The following is a 16,326-nucleotide window of genomic DNA, read 5'->3' on the forward strand; positions in this document are numbered from 1 at the left end:
CTGCTCGCCGCCATGAACGCCAGCAACGGCGCCCTCGTCACCACCCTCTCCTGCGACGACCCCGCCACCTACGACCGCCTGGCCCCCCAGATCCGCGCCTTCAAGACCGGCCACGGCAAGCCCCGCTCCCGCGGCGACCGCGACGAGCTCTTCGGCGGCTTCGGCGCCTCCTGGCGCGGCGCCTTCGTCGGCGGCGACCTCCTGGTCCACGCCGTCACCGAGGGCCCGGGCCCCGAGCGCCTCCCCGGCAACTTCCCCGACTACCACCTGATGCCCGACTGACCACCCTCCGTGCCCACCCCCGCTTCCCCCCAGGTCGGCGCGGGGGTGGGCGCCCGGCATACGCAGGTGAAACGCACTCCGAAACCTTGGTATCGTGGTCCATGTCGCCGCGGCCGAGCCGCGGAGCACACCTGGTCCGGGTGGCGGAATGGCAGACGCGCTAGCTTGAGGTGCTAGTGCCCTTTATCGGGCGTGGGGGTTCAAGTCCCCCCTCGGACACCAGCCAAGGCCCCTGTTTATCAGGGGTTTTTCGCTTTTCTGGGCTGTGGCGTGACCAACCACGTGACCAACGGCCCAGCGAATCCCCAGGTCAGACCAGGGACGACAGGCCGAGTCGGCCCGCACCGGAGGCGGCCAGTCGGCGCGCTCCGTCCTTACGAGAGTGGCCGTACCGGGCCATGGTGTAGCCCGGCGAGTGGTGCCGGACGTTGGCGGAGACCTCTACGGGGTTCTCCCGGCCTCCAGATCGTTCGTGATCTTGCTGTGCCGCCAGTCGTGAATGCGGAAGTCCCCCCGGCAGCTTTAGAAGCCATCTCATTTGGCGAGTCTGCGGTAGCAGATAAGGGTGCAGGCAATGCATTCTGGGTGAGACCCTGCCTGAGGCTCAAGCGGTCTTCATCGAACGGAACGAGGAAGCGGACGCGCTCACAGTCGTCGCAGCCGAGCGGCCCCCTCCGACTGGTCGCCGATGCTTGTACTGCCCAGCCCGTGAAGCGGCCCGCCCCTCCCAAACGATCCAACAACCCCTTCCGTGATCTCCTCTAACCAACCAAAGAAAGTGCCCCGACCGGAGTTATCCGGTCGGGGCACGCGCATTTATCAGACCGGTAGAGAGGCAGGCAGAACCATTCGTGCGCGGTCATTCAGGTCGCGGGCGGCATGATTCTTTAGATGCGGTTTGATCAGTTTCAGCATGCTTTGCATTCGCTGATCAGCCCTCCCTGATTGGACTAGCGGGTAGTCGTCAAGCGCGCTGTGCCAAGTGGCACATGCTGCTTCCACATGTCCTATAGCGATTTGCCGTTCGGCCAGAATGGCCCGCTCCTTGACGCGAGTGCGCCGATAAACGTCATACCTCAATCGGTCTGACTGCTTCATTGCTTCGACTGCACCAGTCACATCACCAAGCTCATAGCGAACCTGGCTGGTGTGATAGTTCAAGGCCGCCGGATCATATGACCCAAATGCTTTCTGTTGAGACTCGGCCTTATCCATGGCGGTTTCTGCTTCCCGAAGGTACATGAGCGCCTTGGTCTTTTCGCCAATCTGCGCCGAAGCGTGCGCCTGTTGGCCAGCAAGAAATGCCCGCATCCTGGGACCGGCCTTGGGGGAAGCGGCAGCAGCGGCATCGGCAAGCCTCATCGCGGCCCTGCCATGCCCCAGATCAACTGCCTGAACGCTCATACCTCGCAGCGTGGTGCAGTAAGTTAGGTGATCCTCCGAGGCTCCAGCCAATTCCAAAGCCTTCAAGTAATACTGCTGCGCCAAACCGTGAACACCTTCATCCACGGCCATGTACCCGGTGAGGTAACACAGGTCCGACGCAGCCGACATCATCGCTTTACGGACTTCTTCCGTGGCGTCGGCCTGAAGGTATGGAGTCACCGTATTGACAAGGAATGCTGCGGCCATGGGGCGTGCGTGTCGGCCACCGAACTGATCATCAAGCTCTGAGATCCGTTCGGTCATGGCCACGACCGTATGAACGTCGGGCATCCCTATGCGCTGCACCCGCCCTGTCTGAATGGCTTCCATCCGGCCTACAACGTCAGGCCAGTTGGGCACAGTCAACGCGACAGAGAAGAGGCTCACGCCAAGGACACTGCGGCGCGAGGGGTCCATGTCCTGCCTCCCCAAGTCGATCAACGCCTCAACGGTACCCAGGCGTGCGTTCGACTCGTCAGCAGGCAGGGGGAACCCTGCCTCAGTGTGCGTGATCGGGCGGCCCAGCTTGCGGGCGAACGCCTCCAGGATCAGCGGTCGGGCAGCCTCTTTCGGCATGTGTCCCTGAAGCCACTGATGAGCGGATGGTTCCCGGTACTTCTGCGGCGTTCCGCGTTCCGTGCCGATGCGGTTGACCTCCTGTGCGAGCCGCCGCAGCGTCCACCCGGTCTCTCGGAACAGCCGTTCCAGGCCCTTGTTCGGCTTCCGCTCACTCACTCGGCGCTCAACTCCTCAGCTAAAGCAGGCGCTTAAAGCTCTTAAAAACGGCCGCTCTTGCCACGGTACCGCGATGCGTAGCGGAGCGGTTGCCTAGAGCGAGAAGGACCCCCGCGACCGTGCGACCGGTCCGGGGGCGTGGTCAACGCTGCGAAGGAGCGTCAACATGAGAGAGCGTATCGCCCGATCCATGAGGCCATGGCTGCGGAGGTTATTCCCCGCCACCGGTCGCCATCGGACAACCGATGCCTCAAAGCCCACACCGGCACGCGTCGCCGTGCCCGTACCCGCCTCGACCTGTGCGCCTGTCTGTATCGCGGACTCGCCCACGCTTCAGCTCCCGCGTATCCCGACTGAAGACCGTTTACCGATCGCTTGGGACACCGACCCCGTGCCGTTGTACGTCCTCCGGCACGAGCGGCAGCGAGCTTTGGGGGTCTCGCGGTGAGCGCGATCGAGCCTCCAGCCCAACCGCAGGAGGCGCAGCAAGAGGCGCCCAAGCCCTCAACTCAGAAGGAGTTGGACCAGCGTGCTGAGACCCTGAAGAAGAAGATCGACAAGCACCTTGGGCGCGGAGGGCGGACCCGATGATCTCTTGTGCCACGTGTGCCCGGCTGAAGCAGGAGAAGGCAGAGGCCATGGAGGCCGGTGACTATCGACTGGCCGCCGACCTTGAACTGAAGATCCGGCACCATCCGGACGGTCACACGATGCCTCCGTTCGGACCTCGATGGGGGTGGATCGGGTGAACGAGCCAACGCCGTACAAGGGACCCCATCCAGGCGAAGAGGCTTACGACGCCGCCACGGGGCGCGTGGGCGTTCTTCAAGCCGTCTGTGACGTCGATGAACTCTTCTTCGATCACCAGATGCCGGGCCCACTCGTCGCGTTTCTCCGCCCACAGAGGGGCGGACAGGAGTGGATGACTGACTCCAGGAACGTCCAGTTCCCCAACGAGGCACGGCCGCATCCCGACTCCGGCGACGAGTAGCCCTGACCCATCCCATGACTCCACCCGCCGGACGGTGTTGATCCCCGCCTGGTGGGTGGGTGAGCCCCCGCCCCGATCGTTCGCAACAGGAAGGGCTAGCGATCGGGGCGGGTCAGCAAGTGCCATGCACCACTCCAACCAGGGAGGGATCACAGCAATGACAGCAGTAGTGAACGAACAGCGGACCGGCCGCTCACTGGTCAGCGAAGAGTTATTCGGTAGCCTCGCCCACTTCGTGGGCACCCACAACACAGGTCGGCCGCGTGGTCCTGCTTGTCGATGGAGGCGCCCTCGACCTGCAGGAAGAAGCCGTTCTTGGAGTGCTTCTGCTTGGCCTCCGGCAGTTGGATCGCCTTGGTGGCGGAGTCGGTCGGGCACGGCGTGGCCGCCGGGCGGTTGGGGTTGGAGGTCACACACCGCTGAGGGGCCGTTCCGCCGACCGCGGCCGCCTTGCCGGTCCATTCCACCGGAACGTTGCCGGAGGCGAACAGGCCCAGCACGGGTTTGCCGGGCTTGGCGTTCTTCATGCCCGCGTTGTCGGTGACGACCTGGTAACCGAGCTTCTGCGCCTGCTCGGTGACGGTCATGCCCTTGAACGTGCCGTCGGTGACCTTCTGGTCGAACCGCGCCTTGCCGTCGCCGAGGAGGACGTCGACCTTGTGGTTCACGGACTGTTCTGCGATCGAGCCGGGGCCGCCCGCGGCGATCGTGCCGGCGGGGCACTTGGCCATGTCGGCCGGGCCCTGGCAGGAGCGGTCGGTGGCGTGGGAGGCGAGCACCGCGGGGGTGGCGTCGGTGAGCTCGGAGGTGGTGACGCTGCCGGTGGCGTACCCGTGCCGCTGGCGACGGAGTCGGTGACGTAGTCCGGGGTGCCGTCGGCGTGGACCGCGTAGGTGGTGTAGGCGCCGGTGAGCGGGAACTTGTCCAGGTTCAGCCGGCCGTCGGCCCCGACCGTGTAGTCACGGGCCAGCGTCATCTCCGAGTCACCCATGCCGTCGCCGATCAGCAGGATGACGTTCTTCGCCTTCCCGCCCGCGATGGCGCTCCGGGCCTGCTCCTTGCTGTCGAAGGCGCCGGCGGAGGTGGTGGCGGCCACGGCGGCAGCGGCGACAACCGTGGCCGTGGCGAGGGTGAGGTGACGACGGGAGGGTCTGTGCACGGGAGCAACTCCTTGAAGCGTCAGGAGACAGGTGCTGATGCCAATGGATCCCAAACCATCAGCTGTTGGTGAACCGATGGGAAAGCTTTGGCCCGTCCCTATTTCCCCCGCATGGCGCGGACGGCGTGTGCCCTGGGCTCGGCCGACTCGGCCCTAACTAACTTGCGTGTTGGCTAACAAGTTTATACGCTGCTCATCATCCAGAAGGAGGTTTTGATGATCGAGATGGATGAGCGGGCCCTCGAAGCGCTGCTGGCCGAGGACCCCGGCGGCCCCGTGGTGATGCTGAACCTGCTGCGGTTCCGCCCGGACGGTGGCCGCGAGAGCTACCAGCGCTATATGGAGGCGCTGGGCTCGGAGATCCACGCGCGGTACGGACTGCGGGTGGAGTACCTGGGGGACGGCGGTCGTGCCCTGGTCGCCGAAGACGGGCAGGCATGGGACACGGTGCTCCTGGTGCGCTACCCCAGCCGCCAGGCGTTCGCCGACATGGTCCGTGACCCCGACTATCGGGCGGTGGCCCATCTCCGCGCCGAGGCGCTGGTGGAATCGGTCCTGCAGCCCACCGTGCCGCTCCAGGGCGGTGTGATCTGATGCCCGCGGTCTTCGTACACGGCAATCCCGAGACGGCGGCCGTCTGGGATCTCCTGGTCGCGGAGTTGGAGGCCGCCGGCGCGGCCCCGGCCGACCTGATCCGGCTGTCCCCGCCCGGGTTCGGCGCGCCGCTGCCTGCCGGGTTCGGGGCGACCGTCCGGGAGTATCGCGACTGGCTGATCGGTGAGCTGACACGCTTCGCCGAGCCCGTCGACCTGGTGGGCCACGACTGGGGCGGCGGGCACGTCCTCAACGCGGTGATGAGCCGCCCGGACCTCGTACGCAGCTGGGTCAGCGACACGATCGGGATCTACGATCCCGACTACGTCTGGCATGAGCTCGCCCAGCGGTGGCAGACACCGGGAGTCGGCGAGGCCGATGTGGCCGAACGCTTCGGCGCGCCCCTCGAGCGGCGGATCGCGACGCTCGTCGAGCGGGGGATGGGCGAGGCGGTGGCCGAGCGGGTCGCCCAGGGCCAGAACGAGGCGATGGGCCGGGCCGTGATCGCGCTCTACACCTCCGCCACGCGACCGGTGATGACCGAACTCGGCCGGGACCTGGAGAACGCGGCCCAGCGGCCGGGGCTCGTGCTGCTCGCCACCGAGGACCACGTGGTCGGAACCGTCGAGCAGCGGCGCCGCGGCGCGCGCCGGGCCGGTGCCCGGGTGGACGTCCTCGACGGCCTGGGCCACTGATGGATGACGCATGACCCGCGCCGTGGTGCCGAGGTTCTCACCCGCTTCTGGGCGTCGCTGGACCGCGGGTAGCCGCACAGACGTGGATGCCGCACATGCGACGGTGCCGTCCCCGCACTGCCGATCCCGCCGATGGATCAGGGCGGGGGCGTGGCGGCCGCCTCACTCACACGGGTAGAACGAAGCGCGGCTCACGCCCCCGGTGGCGGCTCAGGGCCACATCAGCTCATGGCGCCATGCGCCCGGGCCGGCGGTGGTGTCCCTGCGGTATGCCACCCGGTGGTGCACCCGGTCGGCGCTCGCCGCCCAGAACCCCGCCTCGGTGAGGGGAATGGCGTACTTCATGGCCGACTTGACCAATGCCGCGGTGACGGCGTTTCCGATGGCCGCCGCCGCGAGCGATGCCGCCCGCGTCAGACCGGCGGGGCGCCGCAGTTCGGTGAGCACGAGGGCGGCACCGATCCCTCCGGTGACCGCGAGCGCGGGCAGCCACCAGATCCCGGGCCGCGAGCAGAGCGAACATGGTCGACAGCAGAATCGTCACCATGGGCACCACTCCCGGGTTCGCGCTTCTTCGTCGCGGTGCGCTCCCTCGGCCCTTCGGACAGATTACGCCTCCCGGGGGAGCGCGCGGATCGCGCGCGGCGTGGTCATGAACTCCGAATGGTTGTCCTCGAGGCGGGAGAGATGGTCGAGCAGAACGCCCTCGCGCAAGGCCCATGGGCAGATGGAGAGGCGCTTCACCGCCATGACCTCCATGGCGGCCTCCGCGACAATGGCACCGGCCAGGCATTGACGCGCCCTGGAGGCGGAGATGCCACGCAGCTTCGCTCGCTGCCCGTCCGTCTTGACCGCGAGCCGTGACACCCAGGGCACCAGCTCCTTACGGCTGACACTGTGGACCGCGGGCAGACCGTTGCCGGGCTGCGGGGTTCCGGCGAGGCGGGCCAGCTGGGTTAACGTCCTGGACGTGGCGACGCAGGAGAGGGGCGCGGGCTGTGCGCGCAGTTCGGCGGTGGCCTGTCCGAGGGCGGAGCGTACGTGCCGGCGCAGCGCCTTGACGTCCCGCTTCTTCACCGGCGTGGCATCGGGCAGATGGTGGCGGGTGAGCCGGTCGGCTCCCAGCGGCAGGGAAATGGCGAGGGCGGGGTCCGTGCCGCTTCCGCAGGCGATCTCCAGGGAGCCACCGCCGATGTCGAGCAGCAGTATCCGCCCCGCCGACCAGCCGAGCCAGCCGCGTACCGCCCTGAACGTCAGCCGTGCCTCCTCCACGCCGCTCATGAAACCCACGCGGATACCGGTGGCGGCCTCGATCTCGTCGAGCACCGCGTCCCGGTTGGTCGCGTCCCGCACCGCCGAGGTGGCGAAGGGGATCAGGTGGTCGACGTGGTGGGCGGACGCGGCCGCGGCACTCGCGGTGACGGCGCCGACCAGGGACCGGATCGCCTCGCGGGGGATCACCCCCTGGCGATCGGTCGCGTCGGCCAGGCGGACCGGCTGTTTCCACGAGGTCACCGGCTCCGGGGGGCTACCGGGGAACAGGTCGGCGATCTTGAGATGGACGGTACGGGATCCGATGTCGAGCACTCCACAGCGCATCCGTGATGAGTGCCCCTACCTGACATATTCCAGACGTCGGATGATCGCGCGCTGTCCGGGGACCCGGCGGTGTTCCGGGCTTCCGGGCCCGCTCCGGGCCCGCTCCACGGTTACTGCTCCGAGCCCGCTCCGGGCCCGCTCCACGGTTACTGCTCCGAGCCCGCTCCGCGCCGTGACCTCGGCGGCCTGCGGCGGTGGCTGGTGTCGCACCACGGGTAGCGCGCGCTGCGGCCGCACAGGCATACGGCCGCCATGAAGCGGTCGGAGCGCACCACGCTGCCATCGGGCAGGGTGACCTCGACCGGTCCCTCGATCAGCATCGGGCCGTCGGTCCCCATCCGCACGCTCACCGCGAGATCACATGTGTCGTTCGGCACGGATCACCACCAGCTCTTCCTTCGTCTCGCCCGGGGCGATCAGCCCATGGGCCTCCAGCCAGGGGGCCTGCTCGCGCAGCACCGGCCCGAACGGGATCGTGCGGCGGTCGGCCACGGCCGCCCGCAGCCCCGCCCCCGCCAGCTCCAACCGCTCCACCGTACGATCCGGGCCGCACAGCCCCGAGTGCACCAGGAGCAGCACCCCGCCGGGACGCAGCAGCGGTGGCGCGTCGCGGCAGATCCGGTCGACCACCGCCCGCCCGTCGGCACCGGCCCGCCAGGCCACGCCACGGCCTCGGCGGATCCGCCGCCCCGCCACCGGCACATACGGCGGATTGGCCACGATGAGATCGAACCCGCGGTCGGCGACCGGTGTCAGCAGATCGCCCTGGAGGACACGCACCGGCAGCCCTTTGAGGCGGGCGCGCAGCCATGTGGCGCCCACGGCGAGCGGTGAGACATCGACCGCGGTCACCTGGGCCGCACCGCGTCCGGCCGCGGCGAGGGCCAGGACCCCGCTGCCGGTCCCCACGTCCAGCACCGCCGTCTCGGCCGTGATGTCCTCGCGCAGCAGGGCCTCGGCCAGTAGCCATGTGTCGTCCTGCGGGGCGTACACACCTGGAGGCGTCTTGAACACCATCAGCGGCGAGTACCCCCGGCAGAGCGTGACGTGCGCGGGCGATGTCCGAGAAGGGTCACAGGCCGTCCCGGGGCAGCGTCTCGTTCCAGGTGCGCGAGAAGACCCGCCGGTCACCCTCGTAGCCGTCCAGCGTGGCATCCACGAAGAACTCCGTTTCGCTGGAGCGCAGCACCGTGCTCGTCACCACCCGCACATCCCAGTCGTCGCGGTGGAAGCGCATGGTCCAGGTCGACTCGCCACCGACTGAGGTGAAGTCGTCCGCGACCGCCGTATAGCGCTCGTACGCGCGGCGGCCGACGTCCAGCCCGATGTCGTCGAAGCGCAGCGTGCCCGCGTCCTTGACGATCTCCAGCTCGGACCGGTAGCCCACCAGGTCGCGCTTGACGTCCCAGCGCTCCTCGTGGGGTGTGATCCGGGTGGTGGCGGCGGGCGGCGTGCCCTCGGGCTCCCCGAACGGGCGCTGGGGCCGGTCCTCGCCCGCGGAGGCCCGGCGAAGCGGCAGCGTGAGGGCGCTGTCGGCCTCGTACACGGTCAGCAGCGCCGGCCGGGGCGGGGGCCAGGCGAGCGGCCAGTACGACGTGGACAGCGACAGCCGGATGCGGTGGCCGGGCGGGAACGCCTGGGCCACGCCGTTGAGCCGCACCCGGGCGCGGTAGCGCCGGCCGGGCTCCAGGGGCTCGGGGTCGCCGATGGTCTCGCGGTGGGCGATGTTGAGCAGACCGTAGGTGATCCGGGTGGCGCGGCCGTCCGGAGCCACATCGGAGAGCCGGGCGGCGACCATGGCGACCGGTTCACTGGCCGACAGCTCCAGCTCGACGGAGGGCGAGCCGAGGATCTCCACCCGCTCGGTGAGCGGATCGGTCTGGAACACCAGCGAACCGCCGTCCTCCTCCCGCTGGTCGTACGGCAGATCCGGAGGCGCGTTGTACGAGGCCCATTTACCCGCGAACTGGCCGACGGACAGCGGCGATTGGACGGTCAGCGGCTCGCCCCGCGCCTCCTGGCCGGGAGGTGTGTCACCGGGGTCGGCGATGCGATATCCGGTGAGCGGGTGCACCACCGGCTCGACGTTGGGGGAGGGCCACCGGGGCTCGGCGATCCAGCGGCCGGGGCGCTCCTCGTAGGCGGTGGACGGGGGCACGCTGTCCTGCATCCACGTCCACAGCATGGGCCCGTCCATGACGCCGTTGTCCACGCCCTTCAGCCAGTGGTCCCACCACCGCACCACCTCCTGGAGATAGCCGACGGCCGGGCCCGGCTCGCCCAGATGCGGGTACTTGTGCGACCACGGCCCGATCAGGCCCTTGCGTGGTACGTCCAGATTGCCGAGCAGCCGGGTCACGGCGTTGGAGTAGCCGTCCGCCCAGCCGCTGGAGGCCAGCACGGGGCACCGCACGGCCTGGTAGTCCTCGCACACCGAGGCATGCCGCCAGTAGTCGTCGCGGCGCTGGTGGCGCAGCCACTCCACCACCCAGGGGCGGGCGTTCTCCAGCCGCTCGTGCCACATCCCGCGCCAGCGCTCGCCGACCACCACCGGGTCCGGCGGGCAGGTGGCGTAGGCGAACATCGTGCCCGCCTCGGCGAGGTTGTCGGACAGCAGCGCACCGCCCATGTAGTGCATGTCATCGGCGTACCGGTCGTCGGTGAAGGAGGCGATGACGATGGCACGCAGGCTCGGCGGTCGCCGGGCGGCCACCTGAAGGGCGGCGAAGGCGCCCCAGGAGATGCCCATCATGCCGGTGGCGCCGTCGCACCAGGGCTGCTCGGCCAGCCACGCCAGGATCTCCTCCGCGTCCGTCTGCTCCTGCCCCAGGTATTCGTCCGTCAGCACCCCCTCCGACTCCCCGGTGCCCCGCAGGTCGACGCGGACACAGGCGTAGCCGTGACCGGCGATGTAGGGGTGGTGGACGGAGTCCCGCACGGAGGTCAGATCCCGTTTGCGGTAGGGGATGTACTCCAGCACCGCGGGCACCGGCTCCTCGTCCGAGGACGTGGGACGCCAGACGCGCGCCGACAGGCGAACGCCGTCGGACATGGGGATCGTGATGTGTTCCTCTTCCTTCGTGGCGCACGGCAGATTGCTCACGAGGCGCATAGGCCGACATGCTCCTTCCCTGGTGGCCTTGGTGGCCTTGGTGGCCTTGGTGGCGGCCCTGTTGACAGGGGTGCACGGGTGCCCACGGACGCGACCGGCACACCGGCGGTGTCCGTGGCGCCTGTCGCGTCCGCGGGCGGTCGGGGCTCAGCCGTGCTGCTCCTGCCGGGCGCCCGGGGTGGTGGCGTCGAAGAGGAGGTTCAGGGCGGCGACAGCGCGGTCGTACTTCTCGCGCAGGTCCTCCTCGCTGTCCCCGCCGGTGAAGATGTGGGCGAGTTCGAAGCTGTAGCTGTCCTGCTGCTCCAACTGCGACAGCCGCTGTCCCTCCTCGGGGACCACATCGATCCGTACGCCCGGAAGCTCGCGCTCGATGCGCTCGATCTCCTCGTCGGCGGGGGCGTCATGGACCACACCATCGGCGAACCACCGGTAGTACCACTTGGCGGCCATCGCGTAGGGGCCTTCGCGGTACGGCAGGGCGGGGTCCTCGCCGAGGGCGAGGCTGAGCATGCAGTGGTGGTTGGGCACCCCGTCGACATAGGCGAAGAGTTCGGCGTGCGACTGGGAGTGCCGGGGGTTGATCTCCAGGAGGTTGATCTCGTCCGTAGCGGCGTCGTAGAAGTACTCGATGCTGAACGTGGCCCCGTCCATGCCGATCTGCCGCATCACCCGCCGCGAGATGTCATGCAGCCGCCGGATCACGGGCTCGGGCAGCGCGGAGGGGTACTGGTGGCGCAGAAAGGACGAGCTGTCGGGATAGTCGATGGAGTCCAGCACACCGTAGACGGTGACCTCGCCCTGGTGGACATAGCCCTCCACGGCGACCTGCACCCCGCTCAGCGCCTCCTCCGCGAGGCACACCTGACCGCCCACACCCTCCATCTCCGGCGGGAGCTCAAGCCGTTCGAGGACGGCGTCGAAGGGCTTGCCGACGCGGCCGATGCCCTCACGGATCCGGCTCACCGCGGTACGGAACTCCTCCTCGTCCTTGACCGAGAAGGCCAGCTCCGAGGAGTACGCGAGGGCGGGCTTGAGCCACATCGGGAAGCGGACGCCCTCCGGCGGCCGCGGGTCCCGCGCCTCTAGATCCACCCGGCCGAACCGCGGATGCTCCTTGATCACCTTCCGCTGTTCCAGTCGGCTCCAGTACTTGTGCTCGCACTTGACCACCGACTCCAGGCTGGTGCTGCGGGTGCCGTGGCGCTCGCTGAGAATCGGCACGAGTGTGCTCACCGGGAAGTCCCAGTAGCCGACGATCGCGTCGATGCTGCCCTCAAAGGCATCCAGAACATCTTCCGCCTTCGCGATCAGGTCCGCCAAGGACACCTCGCCGCTCTGCAGATCCTCGACCGTGAGCAGGTGGTGGAGCCGGAACCGGCCGGCACCGGGCCCGCTTTCCAGGATGGGCACATTGGCCTCGTCCAGGCCAATCACAAAGATGTTCTTCTCGTCCACGGGCGTGGTCCCTCCCTGCGCCGACGTTTTCCGGCGTCCTGAGTACCCGCTTGCGGGCCGCCAATCCTGACGGGGCATCCGATGCGACCGCTGCGAAAAACACCCTGTTTAGCGTCCGCATCTCGGGTACCCGCCGCCCCAGAAAGATGGAAACTCCGCGAATAAGGAGGAACCAGTCATGGCTGACAACCCCGGTAACTTCGCCAACGACCCGAAGCGGGCTTCGGAGGCCGGTCAGCGGGGCGGTCACGAGAGTGGTGGCAACTTCGCCAACGACCCGCGGCGTGCCGCGGAAGCCGGTCAGAAGGGCGGCCACCAGAGCGGTGGCAACTTCGCCAACGACCGGGAGCGCGCCTCGGATGCCGGTCAGCGGGGTGGCCACGAGAGCGGTGGCAATTTCGCGAACGATCGGCAGCGGGCTTCGGAGGCCGGTCAGCGGGGCGGTCACGAGAGCGGTGGCAACTTCGCCAACGACCCGCAGCGTGCCGCGGAAGCCGGTCAGAAGGGCGGCCACCAGAGCGGTGGCGGCCGGACCGGTAGCTGAGCCGGCGGTGTGAAGTGAGGCGGGCAGGAGCCACAGCCCTGCCCGCCCTGCGAGACCGGTGGGCCCGACGCCACGGCGAACGGCCCACCGGTCTTCGTACGGCACGGCCCACCGGTCTTCGTGTCGTGTCTTCCTGTGGGGGGGGAGAGCTGTTACGGGGTGGTGGGTTCGTTTACCCTGTCGCTCGCTCGAACGGCGAGAGACGGGGTGACGGGGAGCATGTCCCGACCCGACCATGACCATGACCATGGTCGATTGGCGGTTCCACAGCCGCAAGGACAAGATGCCACCTTCAGCGACTCCCTCATCGCATCGGAGGTCAACCACCTGGCGTTCAGCTCGGACGGCAAGACGCTCGCCACCCCCTCCGAATACGGACTGTTGCTGTGGAACGTGGCCACCCGCAAACCACGCGCCATCCTGTCGAGCAGCGCGGAGGGGGCAGCCAACGTGATCCAGGAGGTGGTCTGCTGCGGTTGACCCTGACGCAGGGGCAACCTCGCAACATGGTCGGCATGACGACGACGCAGCACTTCACGGTCCACCACGACGGCGTCACGATCCCGGCGTCCCGTGGCGGCCGGGGACGGCCACTGGTCCTGTGCCCCGGCCTCAACTCCACCCAGGCCGACCTGCACGAGCTGATCGAACTCCTGCGGCGCGACCACGACGTGGTGACCTTCGACCTCCGGGGCCATGGCCTCGCCTCCGCCGCCGACCGGTACTCCTTCGACGCGTTTCGGAGCGATCTCTTCGCCGTGCTGGCGGAGTCGGGACGCCTTCACCTCCCCTCGCCGCCCGTGTTCGTGGGCTACTCGCTGGGCGCGGACCTGGCCGTGCACTACGCCTCCGAGTGCCCCGACGCCGTTGCCGGGCTCGTCCTCATCGACGGGGCGAACCCTCTGCCCGAACCGTTCATCACCGACGCCGACCTGCCGGAGTTCCGCGCGATGGCGGAGGATCCGGCCATGTGGCGGGAGATCGAGCGGGCCAGGGGCACCGCGCGGCAGGTGTCGCTCAGCCCGCAGGACATCCTCGATCTGCAGGTGGAGATGGATGTGGTGCGGGCCGGAATCCTCGACCGGTACCGGAAGATCGACCGCCCGATCCACATGATCATGTCGGCCGCGATCGCGGGCGACAGCACCGAAGGGCGTGCGCCCCGGCACAACCGGCTCTGGCGTGCGGGCATCGACCGGCTTGTGCACGAGCGGCCGGACACCTCCGCGACCTGGTTGAACACCGGCCACCGGCTGGTCTTCACCCACGCCCGGGAGATCGCGGAGATCATCCGGCGCCACCCGGCCGACGAGGTGGCTGCATAAGCGGCTTCCAGGAGACTGGTCCGATGCTGACCATCGGCGAGCTGGCGTCGTACGCCGGAGTGACCGTGCGCGCGGTGCGGCACTACCACGCCAAGGGGCTGCTGCCCGAGCCGGAGCGGGACCACTCCGGCTATCGGCGGTACGGCGCCGACGCCGTCGTCGAGCTGATCAGGATCCGGACCCTCGCCGAGGCCGGGGTTCCGCTGGCACGCGTACGGGAGCTGCTCCGGGCCGGTGAGGAGGAGTTCGCCGCGGCGGTCGCGGAGATCGACCAGCGGCTGCGGGCGGAGATCCGGGAGCGGCAGCGGCACCGCGCGCGGATCGCCCGCCTCGCCGCCGGGGACAGCCTGGCGCTGCCCCCGGAGGTGGTGGAGTTTCTCGACCGGCTGCGGGCGCTCGGGGTCGACGAGCGGATCGTCCAGGTGGAGCGCGACGGCTGGATCCCGCTGGCCGCGCACGCACCCGAGCGGGTCCCGGAGTGGATGGCGCGCAAGCGGGAGCAGATCGCCGACCCGCGGTTCATCGGCTTCTACCGCACCCTCGGCCAGGCGCTCGACCGCGCCGACGACGATCCACGGCTGGCCGGGCTGGCCGGGCTGGCCGACGAGCTGGCCGCCTACCTCACGGGGATGGCCGAGGAGCGGGGCGAGGACTACATCGACGACGCCGAGATCGAGCCACCGCTGGTCAGGGTGATGGACACCCTGGCGTTCGACACCATGCCGTCGGCCCGCCGGCTGATCGAGCTGCTGAGGCAGCGGGGCTGGACCGGCTGGACCAAGGTCGGGCGCGTGGACCGGGGTGCGGCCGGAACACGGGGGGTTCGGCAGGCGGGGCCGAACGGGTGAGGATGGGCGCATGACCGCCACCTCGCGCGCCCATTCGTTCAACGCGGCAGCCGCCCAGTACGCCGCGAACCGCCCCTCCTACCCGCCCGCCCTCTTCGACGCCGTCGAGGAGCTCGCCGGGCGCCCCCTCGCGGGCGCCCGCGTCGCCGACGTCGGCGCGGGCACCGGAATCGCCACCGCCCTCCTGCGCGGGCGCGGCGCCGATGTGATCGCCGTCGAGCCGGGTGCGGGCATGGCGGCCCAGTTCCGCCGGAGGCTTCCGGACGTGCCGATCGTCCGGGGCGACGGCAACGCCCTGCCCCTCGCCGACGCCTCCCGCGACCTGATCACGTACGCACAGTCCTGGCACTGGACCGACACCGACCGGTCCGTTCCGGAGGCGCTGCGCGTGCTGCGCCCGGGTGGCGCGCTGGCGGTCTGGTGGAACACCACCGCTTTCGATGTGCCGTGGATCGCCGCCCAGGCCGAGCGCGTCGCGGCCCACTCCGGAGTGGAGCCGGCCGCTCAGGGGCGTCCCGACGACAGCCGCGCCGTCCGGCTCGCGGGCCTCTCCGGTCTCCGCGTCACCCGCCGCCATGTGCGCTGGAGCCGCGTCGTCCCCCTCGACACCCACCTGGCCAACATCACCAGTCACTCGGCGTTCCTCGTCCTCGGCGAGGCCGGTACCCAGGCGTTTCTCGCCGCCGAGCGCGGTCGGCTGCGCGAGCTCTTCCCGGACGAGAAGGTGGAGGAGACCTATCTGGTGGACCTACTGGTGGCCGCCCGTCCCTGAGCCTTCGCCCTGGCTCTCCTCCTGGGCGTCGACGTTGGGCGTGATGGCGTCCCCCGACTCGCCGTAACGGCTGTCCTCCTCGTCGCCGGTCACCTGTGTCTCGGCCTCGGTGATCTCCGCCTCGACCTCCTCGGCCGCCGTCCGGGCGCCCTTCTTCTCTCCGCTCATGATCGTGTCCTCCCTCGGCGGGCCACCGCGTTCCCGGGCGGGCCGCCGCATGCGTACGTGCTGCCGACCGGCGGCCGGGTGCCCCGGCCGACCGTGACCCATGCCGCCACGTTTACCGGCCCGGTCGACGGCTACTCATGTGAGGTGCTTCGTGCAGCACTACTGAGGAGGCGCCGTGGCTCAGGTATCGGATTTCGTGCTGGCTCGGCTGCGGGAGTGGGGGGTGGCGCGGGTCTTCGGCTATCCCGGGGACGGGATCAACGGGCTGCTCGGGGCGTTCGACCGCGCCAAGGGCGACCCTGAGTTCATCCAGGTCCGGCACGAGGAGATGGCCGCGTTCATGGCCTGCGGCCACGCCAAGTTCACCGGCGAGGTCGGAGTCTGCGTCGCCACCTCAGGGCCCGGCGCCGTCCACCTGCTCAACGGCCTGTACGACGCCAAGCTGGACCACCAGCCGGTGGTCGCCATCGTGGGTCAGCAGAAGCGGCTCAGCCTGGGCTCGCACTATCAGCAGGAAATCCACCTGGACCGGCTGTTCGACGATGTCTCCGAGTACTGCGAGCTGGTCACCCACCCCGGCCAGGCACGGCATGTCATCGACCGCGCCTTCAAGACCGCGCTG

16 protein-coding genes, 1 tRNA gene and 2 pseudogenes are annotated in these 16,326 nt (G+C 69.2%); 10 read left to right on the forward strand and 9 right to left on the reverse strand.

The window, feature by feature from the left end; translation table 11 throughout:
- Positions 1–282: pseudogene (locus GWI24_RS25155) on the forward strand (aldehyde dehydrogenase family protein); the annotation flags it as partial.
- A gap of 134 nt (positions 283–416) precedes the next feature.
- Positions 417–504 (forward strand) — tRNA-Leu (locus GWI24_RS25160).
- A gap of 597 nt (positions 505–1,101) precedes the next feature.
- Here the strand turns inward: GWI24_RS25160 and GWI24_RS25165 are convergent.
- A complete protein-coding gene (locus GWI24_RS25165) occupies positions 1,102–2,442 on the reverse strand; it encodes a tetratricopeptide repeat protein (protein ID WP_210948190.1) in 1,341 nt (446 codons plus the stop codon).
- Between the two features lie 1,239 nt (positions 2,443–3,681).
- Positions 3,682–4,592 (reverse strand): annotated as a pseudogene (locus GWI24_RS25170) (alkaline phosphatase); the annotation flags it as partial.
- Positions 4,593–4,808: 216 nt separating this feature from the next.
- On the opposite strand from GWI24_RS25170, the gene GWI24_RS25175 reads away from it, so the two are divergent.
- Entirely contained in the window at positions 4,809–5,186 is a 378-nt protein-coding gene (locus GWI24_RS25175) for a DUF1330 domain-containing protein (protein WP_210948191.1), read from the forward strand.
- The gene (locus tag GWI24_RS25180) at positions 5,186–5,881 is read left to right on the forward strand and encodes an alpha/beta fold hydrolase (RefSeq protein ID WP_247616857.1); all 696 of its coding nucleotides are present in this window, start codon (positions 5,186–5,188) and stop codon (positions 5,879–5,881) included. The genes GWI24_RS25175 and GWI24_RS25180 overlap by 1 nt, the downstream gene beginning before the upstream one ends.
- Before the next feature lie 210 nt (positions 5,882–6,091).
- Here GWI24_RS25180 and GWI24_RS46610 read toward each other — a convergent pair whose 3' ends face one another.
- The 6 genes from GWI24_RS46610 to GWI24_RS25210 form a co-directional block, all read right to left on the reverse strand.
- Entirely contained in the window at positions 6,092–6,328 is a 237-nt protein-coding gene (locus GWI24_RS46610; RefSeq protein WP_210948192.1) for a pyridoxine 5'-phosphate oxidase C-terminal domain-containing protein, read from the reverse strand.
- A 162-nt stretch (positions 6,329–6,490) separates the two neighbouring features.
- On the reverse strand, positions 6,491–7,468 hold the full coding sequence (locus GWI24_RS25190; protein WP_308344008.1) for a hypothetical protein: 978 nt from the start codon (positions 7,466–7,468) through the stop codon (positions 6,491–6,493).
- A gap of 158 nt (positions 7,469–7,626) precedes the next feature.
- Positions 7,627–7,818: a CDGSH iron-sulfur domain-containing protein gene (locus GWI24_RS25195; protein WP_210948203.1), complete on the reverse strand. Its 192-nt coding sequence runs from the start codon at positions 7,816–7,818 to the stop codon at positions 7,627–7,629.
- Positions 7,819–7,837: 19 nt separating this feature from the next.
- A complete protein-coding gene (locus GWI24_RS25200; RefSeq protein WP_210948194.1) occupies positions 7,838–8,497 on the reverse strand; it encodes a HemK2/MTQ2 family protein methyltransferase in 660 nt (219 codons plus the stop codon).
- A 55-nt stretch (positions 8,498–8,552) separates the two neighbouring features.
- Positions 8,553–10,592 (reverse strand): CocE/NonD family hydrolase, encoded by a 2,040-nt coding sequence (locus tag GWI24_RS25205; protein WP_210948195.1) that lies wholly within the window; start codon positions 10,590–10,592, stop codon positions 8,553–8,555.
- Positions 10,593–10,739: 147 nt separating this feature from the next.
- Positions 10,740–12,047: an ATP-grasp domain-containing protein gene (locus GWI24_RS25210; RefSeq protein WP_210948196.1), complete on the reverse strand. Its 1,308-nt coding sequence runs from the start codon at positions 12,045–12,047 to the stop codon at positions 10,740–10,742.
- Between the two features lie 178 nt (positions 12,048–12,225).
- Here GWI24_RS25210 and GWI24_RS46935 point away from each other — a divergent pair, with 178 nt between their 5' ends.
- From GWI24_RS46935 to GWI24_RS25235, 5 genes are all read left to right on the forward strand, one after another.
- Positions 12,226–12,591, forward strand: a complete 366-nt coding sequence (locus GWI24_RS46935; RefSeq protein ID WP_210948197.1) for a general stress protein — start codon at positions 12,226–12,228, stop codon at positions 12,589–12,591.
- Between the two features lie 255 nt (positions 12,592–12,846).
- A complete protein-coding gene (locus GWI24_RS25220) occupies positions 12,847–13,071 on the forward strand; it encodes a hypothetical protein (RefSeq protein ID WP_210948198.1) in 225 nt (74 codons plus the stop codon).
- A gap of 35 nt (positions 13,072–13,106) precedes the next feature.
- A complete protein-coding gene (locus GWI24_RS25225) occupies positions 13,107–13,916 on the forward strand; it encodes an alpha/beta fold hydrolase (protein ID WP_247616858.1) in 810 nt (269 codons plus the stop codon).
- A 23-nt stretch (positions 13,917–13,939) separates the two neighbouring features.
- The gene (locus GWI24_RS25230; protein WP_210948200.1) at positions 13,940–14,764 is read left to right on the forward strand and encodes a MerR family transcriptional regulator; all 825 of its coding nucleotides are present in this window, start codon (positions 13,940–13,942) and stop codon (positions 14,762–14,764) included.
- Positions 14,765–14,774: 10 nt separating this feature from the next.
- Positions 14,775–15,536 (forward strand): class I SAM-dependent methyltransferase, encoded by a 762-nt coding sequence (locus GWI24_RS25235; RefSeq protein WP_210948201.1) that lies wholly within the window; start codon positions 14,775–14,777, stop codon positions 15,534–15,536.
- On the opposite strand, the gene GWI24_RS25240 is transcribed toward GWI24_RS25235, so the two are convergent.
- Positions 15,513–15,704 (reverse strand): hypothetical protein, encoded by a 192-nt coding sequence (locus tag GWI24_RS25240; protein WP_210948202.1) that lies wholly within the window; start codon positions 15,702–15,704, stop codon positions 15,513–15,515. The genes GWI24_RS25235 and GWI24_RS25240 overlap by 24 nt on opposite strands.
- A 175-nt stretch (positions 15,705–15,879) precedes the next feature.
- On the opposite strand from GWI24_RS25240, the gene GWI24_RS25245 reads away from it, so the two are divergent.
- The coding region (locus tag GWI24_RS25245; protein ID WP_308344010.1) for a thiamine pyrophosphate-binding protein at positions 15,880–16,326 on the forward strand (447 nt) is incomplete at its 3' end.

Source organism: Streptomyces sp. MK37H (assembly GCF_018035285.1).
In the GTDB taxonomy this organism is placed as follows: domain Bacteria; phylum Actinomycetota; class Actinomycetes; order Streptomycetales; family Streptomycetaceae; genus Streptomyces; species Streptomyces endocoffeicus.